Source organism: Halobacillus alkaliphilus (assembly GCF_900113125.1).
Lineage (GTDB): Bacteria > Bacillota > Bacilli > Bacillales > Halobacillaceae > Halobacillus > Halobacillus alkaliphilus.
Genome location: NZ_FOOG01000072.1, coordinates 1 through 9,523 on the forward strand (window position 1 = coordinate 1; position 9,523 = coordinate 9,523).

Genomic DNA, 9,523 nt, shown 5'->3' on the forward strand with positions numbered 1-9,523 from the left:
TTCAAAAGAATGATGGAATGGTTGAGGAGAAGGCTCCGGATGATTCGATGGAAAGAATGGAAATTGCCTAAGACAAAAGTGAATAATTTAATAGCATTGGGAGTGACAAAGGCGAAAGCCTTCGAATGGGGAAATACAAGAAAAGGCTACTGGCGTATAGCCAGTAGCCCAATTCTCCATCGCACACTCAATGACCATTATTGGCAACGTATGGGTTTGAAATCATTGAATGCACGTTGAATTTTATGAAACCGCCGTATACGGAACCGTACGTACGGTGGTGTGAGAGGACGGAGGTTAGTCACCTCCTCCTACTCGATTTATGTATAGTAAGGGAAGAACATGTAAAATATAGAGACAAAAAGGAGGAAAAGCGTGAATGAAATAATCCTATATACAAAGCAAAGGTGTCCGCTTTGTGAAGAGGTAAGGAGTTTAGTCGATCTGCTCTCTGGGGAATATCAAATAGAGGTGGAGGAAATTGATATTGAGCAAAATGAAGAACTGATGAGTAAGTATTTATACGAAGTCCCCGTCCTTGAAGTTAATGGAGATGAATTAGACTATCGTTCTATTACCTATACATCGATAGAAGAACGCTTACATTAAAAATTCACTCAATTTTGCTTGCGCCTCCGCATTCTCACTGTTAATATTACAAGTGAAAGAGATGTTTTTTGCTCCATGCGGGACATAATTTGACTACCCGGGACGTAATCCGGCCCAACTGATGGTTTTTAACATAAGGAGCTTTTCCATGCGAGATTTAATTGACTTACAAAAAAAACTTTTTCCCGAAGTGGTTGACGTTATGCAGCAACGCTATAAACTTTTGTATTACATCCAGATCATGCAGCCTGTTGGACGTCGCGCTCTAGCGGAAAACGTAGAGCTAGCGGAGCGTACTGTTCGCAGTGAAGTGGACTTCTTAAACAAGCAAGGCTCTGTAGAAATTACCTCCCGCGGAATGCACTTGACCTATGAAGGTCAAAACATTCTGGAGCAATTGGCTGAATTCATTAAAGAAGTTACAGGGATAAAGGTTTTAGAAAAGCAATTAAAGGATAAATTAAACCTAGACTATGCTGTGGTTGTTCCTGGTGATAGTGATGACCTCGACTGGGTGAAAAGCGAAATGGGGAAAGCTTGCGTCAATTATTTAAAAGACAAGTTAATTCCCCGCCAAACCATCGGCATTACTGGTGGAACGACTATGGCGGCAGTAGCTGAAATGATGACACCGTTTCGAGGTGCTGATGAATGTCTCTACGTACCTGCACGCGGCGGTCTTGGGGAAAGAGTGGAAAATCAGGCGAATACCATTTGCGCTGAAATGGCTAAAAAAGCCAAAGGGGATTATCGCTTACTTTATGTCCCCGATCCTTTAAGCGAGGATTCTTATAAGACCATTATCGAGGAACCCTCTATAAAGGAAGTACTCGAGATTATCCGGAAAGCAGGAATTATTATCCACGGTGTAGGGGATGCTGTAATGATGGCTGAGAGAAGAAAAACCTCGGCAGAACAATTACGCCTTATCAAAAGCCGTGAAGCCGTGGGAGAAGCCTTTGGTTATTACTTTAACCAAAAGGGTGAAATCGTTCATAAAGTGAGAACGGTGGGCCTTCAATTAGAAGATTTAAAGCATGCTGAGCATGTGATAGCCGTAGCAGGAGGGCGTTCGAAAGCCCAGGCTATTGCTTCCTATTTTAAGCCGGGACAGAGTAATGTCCTTATCACCGATGAAGGTGCGGCGAAAGAGTTAATAAGGGGAATTTCCCTTTAAATATATTATGCATAGAATCCAAGGAGGAATTTTACATGACTGTAAGAATTGGTATTAACGGTTTTGGCCGTATTGGACGTAACGTTTATCGTGCTGCGTTGAAAAATGAAAGTGTAGAAGTAGTAGCGGTGAATGATCTGACAGATGCTAACATGCTAGCGCACCTGCTTCAGTATGACACGGTTCATGGTACACTTGATGAAGAAGTTACAACCAACGGGGACAACCTTATCGTTGGCGGCAAAGAAGTTAAAGTTCTTTCTGAAAAAGACCCTGCTCAGCTTGGCTGGGGCGACCTTGGTGTTGACGTAGTTATTGAATCAACAGGCCGCTTCACTCAGCGTGACGATGCTAAGAAACACTTGGATGCAGGCGCTAAGAAAGTAATCATCTCTGCACCAGCAAAACAAGAAGACCTTACAGTGGTAATGGGTGTTAACGAAGATCAATACGATAAAGATTCCCACCATGTAATCTCTAATGCTTCTTGCACAACAAACTGCCTGGCACCATATGCGAAAGTACTAGATCAAAAATTCGGTCTTAAACGCGGTATGATGACAACTGTTCACTCTTACACAAATGATCAGCAAATTCTTGACCTGCCTCATAAAGACTACCGTCGCGCTCGTGCAGCAGCTCAAAATATTATCCCGACAACAACAGGTGCTGCTCAAGCGGTAGCGAAAGTTCTTCCACAGCTTGATGGTAAGCTAAGTGGTATGGCTATGCGTGTACCAACAGCTAACGTATCAATCGTTGACTTTGTTGCAGAACTTGAAAAAGACGTAACAGTTGAAGAAGTAAACGAAGCTCTTAAAGCAGAAGCTGAAGGCGACCTTAAAGGTATCCTGGGTTACAGCGATGAGCCTCTTGTTTCTTCTGACTATAATGGAAATACACATTCATCTGTAATTGATGGATTGTCTACTCTTGCTCTTGAAAACAATATGGTTAAAGTTGTTTCTTGGTACGACAACGAATTCGGTTATTCCAATCGTTGTGTAGACTTGGCTGTTTATCTTAAAAACCAAGGCTTGTAAGAAAAACTGATACTGAATAGATTGAAGAAATGATAAAGGAGGAGGTCTCATGTCCTCCTCCTTTATCCATGTTTTCAGAGATTGTGCTGCTCTCGCGTTTTCACTGGAAACTGAAGTGGAAACGTACATAGGGGCAGGTTAATCTACCCTGACCATAAACCAAGGAGGTTGTCATTTCATGAATAAGCAAACCATTCGTGATGTAGAGGTAAACGGAAAAACTGTATTTTGCCGCGTGGACTTTAATGTTCCGATGAGCGGGGAAGAAGTTACAGATGACACTAGGATTAAAGCGGCTCTTCCAACCATTAAGCATTTGTCTGGTAATGGAGCTAAAGTAATTCTTGCCAGTCACCTTGGTCGCCCAAAAGGTGAAGTCGTAAAAGAACTTCGTTTGGATCCAGTTGCGAAACGTCTAAGTGATCTGCTTGGACAAACCGTAACGAAAACCGACCAGGTTTACGGCGATGAAGTAAACAAAGCCATTTCTGAAATGGATAATGGGGAAGTCCTTCTAATTGAAAACGTACGCTTCCATCCTGGCGAAGAGAAAAATGATGCGGAATTATCAAAAGCATTCGCTGACATGGCAGACCTTTATGTAAATGATGCCTTCGGAGCTGCTCACCGAGCTCATTCATCTACAGCTGGTGTAGCTGAACATCTGCCGGCAGTAGCTGGTTTTCTAATGGAAAAAGAAATTAATGTGCTGGGACAAGCACTTTCCGATCCAGAGCGCCCGTTTACAGCAATAATTGGCGGTGCTAAAGTTAAAGATAAAATTGGTGTAATCGATAACTTGATTGATAAAGTAGATCATTTAATTATCGGTGGCGGACTTGCTTATACCTTTATAAAAGCTCAAGGTTACGAAATCGGTAAATCTTTATTAGAGGAAGATAAGATCGAAACAGCGAAAGAGTATATGAAGAAAGCTGAAGAAAAAGGCGTAGATTTCCTTATGCCTGAAGATGTGGTTGTCGCCGATGACTTTTCTGATTCAGCAAACACTGAAGTAGTATCGATTGACAACATCCCAGCTGACTGGGAAGCTCTTGACATTGGTCCGAAAACAAGAGAAAAGTATGCTGAAGTCATCAAAAATTCCAAACTGGTGATCTGGAATGGACCGATGGGTGTATTTGAACTTGAAACGTTTGCGAATGGAACGAAAGCTGTAGCGAATGCTCTCTCTGAAACAGAAGGTTATACCGTGATCGGAGGCGGAGATTCAGCAGCAGCTGTAGAGAAATTCGGATATGCAGATGATATGGATCATGTGTCTACCGGAGGCGGTGCTTCCTTAGAGTTTATGGAAGGAAAAGATCTTCCAGGAGTTGCACTGCTAAACGATAAATAAAAGGAGAGGTGATGAAGACATGCGTAAACAAGTGATTGCAGGAAATTGGAAAATGAACAAAACACACCGCGAAGCGGAAGATTTTATTCAAACGGCAAAGAATGAGGTACCATCTTCTGACAAGGTAGAATCCGTTGTATGTGCTCCTTTCCCGTTTCTTCAGAAATTAGTAGAAGAAACAGAAGGAACCAGCTTGAAAATTGGTGCCCAAAATATGCACTTTGAAGAAAGCGGCGCTTTTACAGGGGAAGTAAGCCCAGTGATGCTTAAAGAACTTGGTGTCACGTATGTAGTTCTTGGCCACTCTGAGCGTCGTGAAGTATTTAATGAAACAGATGAGGATATTAACAAGAAAGTTCACGCTGCCTTTAAACATGGACTCACCCCAATTATCTGTGTAGGTGAGACGCTTGATCAGCGTGAAGCAGATCAAACTATGAATCATGTAGAGTCCCAAGTTAAAAAAGCTCTTGAAGGTCTTACGAATGAGCAGTGTGCCGATGTCATTATCGCGTATGAGCCGATTTGGGCGATTGGTACAGGTCGTACGGCTACTGCAGAACAAGCTAATGAAGTCTGTGCGCACATTCGTGAAACGGTCAGCAACTATGTAAACGCAGATGCTGCTGATGCCGTACGTATTCAATATGGCGGCAGTGTAAAGCCTGCCAACGTTGATGAGATGCTTTCCCAGTCGGATATTGACGGAGCATTAGTAGGAGGAGCGAGCCTCGAAGCAGATTCTTTCTTAAAACTTGTGGAGGCAGGTAAACATGAGTAATCATGATTTAGCAGCTTTAATTATTCTCGATGGGTATGCCCTGCGGGATGAAGAAAAAGGCAATGCAGTTAAACAAGCGAACACACCTAATTTCGACCGCTATTGGAACCAGTTTCCTCACGCTCAGCTAACTGCCTGCGGGGAAGCTGTGGGTCTTCCAGAGGGACAAATGGGGAACTCAGAAGTCGGCCACCTGAACATCGGGGCTGGACGTGTCGTTTACCAAAGTCTGACTCGTATAAACCTTTCCATTCGTGAGGGTGAGTTTTACGAGAATGAAGTTTTGCTAAACGCAGTAAGAAATGCTAAAGCAAAAAATAAAGCCCTTCATATTTTTGGGTTATTATCAGATGGCGGGATTCACAGTCATATTGACCATATGTTTGCCACACTGAATTTAGCCAAGAATGAAGGACTTGAAGAGGTTTATATTCACGCCTTCCTTGATGGACGTGATGTGGGACAGCAATCAGCCAAGACCTATATTCAACAAACATTGGATAAAGTAGAAGAAATCGGTGTCGGTAAGCTGGCAACGATTTCAGGGCGCTATTACGCCATGGACCGTGATAACCGCTGGGAACGAGTGAAGCTGGCATATGATGCGATTGCTTATGGTAAAGGTCATAAGTATGAGGATCCACTTCAGGCAGTAGAAGACTCCTACCAGAAAGAAGTCTATGACGAATTTGTCGAACCAGTAATACTAACAGATGAGAACGGTGAGGCTCAAGGGACAGTAAACGATGAAGATTCCATTATATTCTTTAACTTCCGTCCTGACCGTGCAATTCAACTATCTAAAACCTTCGCTAATGATGACTTTGATGGTTACGAAAGAGGCGGAGATGCTCCAAAGAATACCTACTTTGTAGGAATGACTCAATACAGCGATGCAGTAAATAGCAAGATCGCTTTTCCGCCAAAAGATCTTAAAAATACAGTTGGAGAAGTACTAGCTAACAACAATAAGAAACAGCTGCGCATTGCTGAAACAGAGAAATATCCGCACGTAACCTTCTTTATGAGCGGTGGTCGCGAAAATGAATTTGATGGTGAGGAACGCATACTCATTGATTCTCCAAAAGTAGCGACATATGATCTTCAGCCTGAAATGAGTGCTTATGAAGTTACAGATGCTCTTTTAGGTGAGTTAGATGCTGATAAGCACAATGCGATTATCCTGAACTTCGCCAATCCTGATATGGTTGGACACTCTGGTATGCTTGAGCCGACCATTAAGGCTATCGAAGCTGTGGATGAGTGTTTAGGAAAAATTGTCGATAAGATTCATGAAAAAGGCGGGCACGCTATTATTACAGCAGACCATGGAAATTCAGATGAAGTTACGACTCCGGATGGACACGCCATGACTGCCCACACGACTAATCCAGTACCTGTAATTGTTACTAAAGAAGGTGCTGAGCTTCGCACAGAAGGAGTGCTGGGAGATTTGTCTCCGACGCTTCTAGAATTATTAAACATTGAACAGCCTGAAGAAATGACAGGTCAGTCATTAATTAAAAAATAAGGGAGAGAATTTAAATGCCATTTATTACAGACGTTTACGCACGTGAAGTATTAGACTCTCGCGGTAATCCAACGGTTGAAGTTGAAATTTATACAGAATCCGGCGCATTCGGTACAGCGCTTGTACCAAGTGGAGCTTCTACCGGTGAATACGAAGCTGTAGAACTTCGCGATGGTGACAAAGACCGCTATCTTGGAAAAGGTGTAGAAAAAGCTGTTGAGAACGTGAACGAGAAAATTGCTCCTAACCTGCTTGGAATGGACGTTACTCAACAAGTGATTATTGATCAAATGATGATCGAGCTTGATGGTACTGAAAATAAAGGGGAACTAGGCGCTAACGCTATTCTTGGTGTATCGATGGCTGTAGCTCACGCAGCAGCTGACGTGGTAGGTCTTCCATTATACAAATATCTTGGAGGCTTCACAGCTAACACTCTTCCAACTCCAATGATGAACATTCTAAATGGTGGAGAGCACGCGGATAACAACGTAGATATTCAAGAATTTATGATCATGCCAGTTGGTGCTCCGACGTTTAAAGAAGCTCTTCGAATGGGCGCAGAGATCTTCCACTCTCTTAAGAAAGTGCTTAAGAATAAAGGGTACAACACAGGTGTTGGTGATGAAGGTGGATTCGCTCCTAGTCTTAAATCCAATGAAGAAGCCCTTTCTACGATTATTGAGGCTATTGAAGAAGCAGGATATAAGCCTGATGCAGAAGTGAAGCTTGCCATGGACGTAGCTTCTTCTGAGATTTATGAAGATGGAAAATACAACCTCAAAGGTGAAGGTGTTGTACGTACTTCTGAAGAAATGGTTGATTGGTACGAAGAGCTTGTAAACAAATACCCAATTGTGTCCATCGAAGACGGCCTGGATGAAAACGACTGGGAAGGAACCAAGCTTCTTACAGACCGAATTGGCGATCGAGTGCAGTTGGTTGGTGACGACTTGTTCGTAACAAACACTGAAAAACTTGGACGTGCTATTGAACAGGGTGTAGGTAATTCCATTCTTATTAAAGTGAACCAAATCGGTACACTTACAGAAACTTTCCAAGCGATCGAAATGGCCAAGCGAGCAGGATATACAGCTGTTATTTCTCACCGCTCTGGCGAGACGGAAGATGCCACAATCGCTGATATTGCTGTTGCAACAAACGCAGGGCAAATCAAGACAGGTGCTCCTTCCCGTACTGACCGTGTAGCGAAATATAATCAGCTGCTTCGTATTGAAGACCAGCTGTTTGGAACTGCTGAGTACGCAGGTGGAAAAGCATTCTACAACTTGAATAAATAAATTTAACTCTAAGCCTCTCTGATTATTCAGAGAGGCTTTTTTCTGTGATATGATGGGGTGGATGATAGACATCAAAGAGTAGGAGACCTTAAACGATGCGGCGATTTTTAAAAATAATTTCAATTCTTATAGTTGTGTATGCTCTTTACACAGGATATAGTTTATGGACATACGGTGAAGAGAAGAATATACCTGATGCAGATGCTGCCATAGTACTTGGAGCAGCGCAATGGAACGGAGAGCCGAGTCCTGTATTTAAGGGGCGTTTAAAGCAAGCTGTCGAGCTTTATAAAGATGATAAAGTGGATTACCTTATATTTACTGGGGGCGGAAGTCAGGAAGCAGCAGCCTCAGAAGCTGAAGTAGGCAAAGAATATGCAGTGAAGAATGGAATACCAAAAGAAGCGATTTTAATTGAAAAGCATTCGCTTGTAACGAAAGAAAATCTAATTAACGCAAAGAAAGTAGCGTCTAGTAAAGGAATTGATTCCTATCTGCTTGTAAGTGATCAATTTCACCTTAAAAGAGCTGCGGGAGAGGCTGAAAGTCAGGGTATGGATGTTACTGGTGTACCCACACAATATTCAGCTTATGAGACACTTAACACGAAAGTACCGTTCTTTTTAAGAGAGTGGGCATACTTGATGGGATATCAAATTACAAATTTGTTACCTTAAAGGAAGGGTCTATTTAATGTCTTATATTAAGAGTCCTCATGTTCAATAATCCTATAAGAATAACATTTCATAGTCTCTAAAGAAGAGGGGGGATTGCATGGAGTTGGTAGAAGCTATAAAGAATCGGCGGTCCATTCACGATTTTAAACAAGAAGAAGTCCCGGAAGTTTTGTTAAAAGAAATATTCACATCCGCTTCATGGGCCCCGACTCACCGAATGAAAGAGCCATGGAACATTTATATGTTTCAGGAAGAAGGTAAACAAGTATATGCTGATCTAGTTTTGCAAAGCTATAAGAGAAAAGGCTTCTTTGAAGGATATAGCGAGGAAAAATCCCAACGGATGAAGCAGGGAATTCATGAGTTTCTAGAGAATATACCTCACCACGCTTTGATTTTCATGGAAAAGGATGCAAATGCACACAAATACGAAGAAGATTATGCAGCCGTCTGCGCTTTTATCCAGAATGTTCAGTTGTTGGCCTGGGATAAAGGGGTCGGAGGATTGTGGACCACTAGTCCATATTTACACGATGATGAGTTTATAAAAGGCGTCGGACTGAATCCTAACTTACATAAATTGATAGGAGTCATTCAAATGGGGTATCCGGAGAAAGTACCAAAAGCTAAACCCAGGACCTCTATGGAAGACAAATATACGTTATTTAATTACAATTTTACAAATAAGCTATATTAAAGGTTGTTGTTGATTTCTTATAAGAGTCTTATTACGCTAAAGGGTCGGTTACTGTAAGACTCAGTTTCGAGATATTGTGTGGAAAGGGGCTCCAGGGAACGACTCGCTTTCCGCGGCCCTGCAAGACGCAGGGTCGTTCGACGTTGTGGCGATCTTAGTCGAACATCCCTTGCGTTGAGTTTCCTCAGGCTGGCGCCTTCCAGGGGCCTCACCTGTCATGTTCATCCCGCAGAAGTCTTCGCCGTTCCCTTCCGCCCCTTTGCGATCATGGAGCGCTCGAAATTCTCTTCATAATCGCCTTCCATTGAGCAAGGATCACCTATAATCCACCCTAAGTTTTAAAGGTT

9 protein-coding genes and 1 pseudogene are annotated in these 9,523 nt (G+C 42.5%); all 10 read left to right on the forward strand.

Annotation, left to right across the window (positions count from 1 at the left end; genetic code table 11):
• Window positions 1-240, forward strand: a pseudogene (locus BMZ06_RS19830) (group II intron maturase-specific domain-containing protein); the annotation flags it as partial.
• A 135-nt stretch (window positions 241-375) separates the two neighbouring features.
• Window positions 376-609, forward strand: a complete 234-nt coding sequence (locus BMZ06_RS19835) for a glutaredoxin family protein (protein ID WP_175477945.1) — start codon at window positions 376-378, stop codon at window positions 607-609.
• A gap of 148 nt (window positions 610-757) precedes the next feature.
• Window positions 758-1,786, forward strand: a complete 1,029-nt coding sequence (locus tag BMZ06_RS19840; protein ID WP_089754890.1) for a sugar-binding transcriptional regulator — start codon at window positions 758-760, stop codon at window positions 1,784-1,786.
• 35 nt (window positions 1,787-1,821) lie between these two features.
• Entirely contained in the window at window positions 1,822-2,829 is a 1,008-nt protein-coding gene (gap, locus tag BMZ06_RS19845; RefSeq protein WP_089754891.1) for a type I glyceraldehyde-3-phosphate dehydrogenase, read from the forward strand.
• Between the two features lie 178 nt (window positions 2,830-3,007).
• Window positions 3,008-4,189 (forward strand): phosphoglycerate kinase, encoded by a 1,182-nt coding sequence (locus BMZ06_RS19850; protein ID WP_089754896.1) that lies wholly within the window; start codon window positions 3,008-3,010, stop codon window positions 4,187-4,189.
• A 19-nt stretch (window positions 4,190-4,208) separates the two neighbouring features.
• The gene (gene tpiA, locus BMZ06_RS19855) at window positions 4,209-4,970 is read left to right on the forward strand and encodes a triose-phosphate isomerase (RefSeq protein WP_089754899.1); all 762 of its coding nucleotides are present in this window, start codon (window positions 4,209-4,211) and stop codon (window positions 4,968-4,970) included.
• Entirely contained in the window at window positions 4,963-6,501 is a 1,539-nt protein-coding gene (gpmI, locus tag BMZ06_RS19860) for a 2,3-bisphosphoglycerate-independent phosphoglycerate mutase (RefSeq protein ID WP_089754901.1), read from the forward strand. Before tpiA ends, gpmI begins: the two co-directional genes overlap by 8 nt.
• A gap of 14 nt (window positions 6,502-6,515) precedes the next feature.
• A complete protein-coding gene (gene eno, locus BMZ06_RS19865; protein WP_089754904.1) occupies window positions 6,516-7,802 on the forward strand; it encodes a phosphopyruvate hydratase in 1,287 nt (428 codons plus the stop codon).
• Window positions 7,803-7,897: 95 nt separating this feature from the next.
• On the forward strand, window positions 7,898-8,479 hold the full coding sequence (locus BMZ06_RS19870) for a YdcF family protein (protein WP_089754905.1): 582 nt from the start codon (window positions 7,898-7,900) through the stop codon (window positions 8,477-8,479).
• Between the two features lie 97 nt (window positions 8,480-8,576).
• Complete coding sequence (locus BMZ06_RS19875; protein WP_089754908.1) at window positions 8,577-9,176, forward strand: nitroreductase family protein; 600 nt, start codon at window positions 8,577-8,579, stop codon at window positions 9,174-9,176.
• The last annotated feature ends 347 nt before the right edge of the window (window positions 9,177-9,523 follow it).

Bases quoted from the DNA above. Each gene is read 5' to 3' on its own strand.
- BMZ06_RS19840 (WP_089754890.1), top strand. From the start codon at position 758: ATGCGAGATTTAATTGACTTACAAAAAAAACTTTTTCCCGAAGTGGTT.
- gap (WP_089754891.1), top strand. From the start codon at position 1,822: ATGACTGTAAGAATTGGTATTAACGGTTTTGGCCGTATTGGACGTAAC.
- BMZ06_RS19875 (WP_089754908.1), top strand. From the start codon at position 8,577: ATGGAGTTGGTAGAAGCTATAAAGAATCGGCGGTCCATTCACGATTTT.
- eno (WP_089754904.1), top strand. From the start codon at position 6,516: ATGCCATTTATTACAGACGTTTACGCACGTGAAGTATTAGACTCTCGC.
- tpiA (WP_089754899.1), top strand. From the start codon at position 4,209: ATGCGTAAACAAGTGATTGCAGGAAATTGGAAAATGAACAAAACACAC.
- gpmI (WP_089754901.1), top strand. From the start codon at position 4,963: ATGAGTAATCATGATTTAGCAGCTTTAATTATTCTCGATGGGTATGCC.
- BMZ06_RS19870 (WP_089754905.1), top strand. From the start codon at position 7,898: ATGCGGCGATTTTTAAAAATAATTTCAATTCTTATAGTTGTGTATGCT.
- BMZ06_RS19850 (WP_089754896.1), top strand. From the start codon at position 3,008: ATGAATAAGCAAACCATTCGTGATGTAGAGGTAAACGGAAAAACTGTA.